We start from the raw sequence: 641 nt of genomic DNA on the forward strand, positions 1-641 counted from the left end.
CGTGGCGGATGGCAAGCTCAAGCCGTGGCGTGCAGCGGAACGGCTGGAACTGACGACCCGGCAGATTCGCCGGCTGGTCGCCCGACTTCGGGAACATGGCGCGGCGGGTTTGGTATCGGGACACCGATCGAAGCCCGGCAACCGTCGGCTGGACCCAGGAGCCGCCGACCGGGCGCTATCGGTCATCCGTGATCGCTACGCCGATTTCGGACCGACACTGGCTTGCGAGAAGCTCTGGGAATGTCACGGCATTCGGCTGGCCAAGGAGACGGTCCGGAAGCTGATGACGGAGGCTGGCTTGTGGATTCCGCGCCGGCAGCGGCCGCCGAAGGTTTATCAGCCGCGAGCGCGCCGGGCGTGCTTGGGCGAACTGATCCAGATCGACGGCAGTGATCATCGGTGGTTCGAGGAACGGGCGCCGGCCTGCACGCTGCTGGTGTACGTGGACGACGCGACGAGCCGGTTGATGATGCTGCACTTCACTCAGACCGAATCGACCTTCAGCTACTTCGAAGCGACGCGCGCGTACATCGAACGGCACGGCAAACCTGGGGCGTTCTACAGCGACAAGGCCAGCGTGTTCCGCAACGTGAAGCCAGGCAAGACCGGTAACCGTGTGACACCGTTCGGCCGCGCGATGT

Annotated in this window: 1 protein-coding gene; it reads left to right on the forward strand. The window is 65.1% G+C overall.

The features are described from left to right. Position 1: 1 nt before the first annotated feature. Positions 2 to 641 (forward strand): ISNCY family transposase (locus E9536_RS41155; RefSeq protein WP_136473349.1); only part of this gene is annotated, 640 nt, incomplete at its 3' end.

The organism is Burkholderia sp. LS-044, from assembly GCF_004803625.1.
Taxonomy (GTDB): Bacteria; Pseudomonadota; Gammaproteobacteria; order Burkholderiales; family Burkholderiaceae; genus Burkholderia; species Burkholderia cepacia.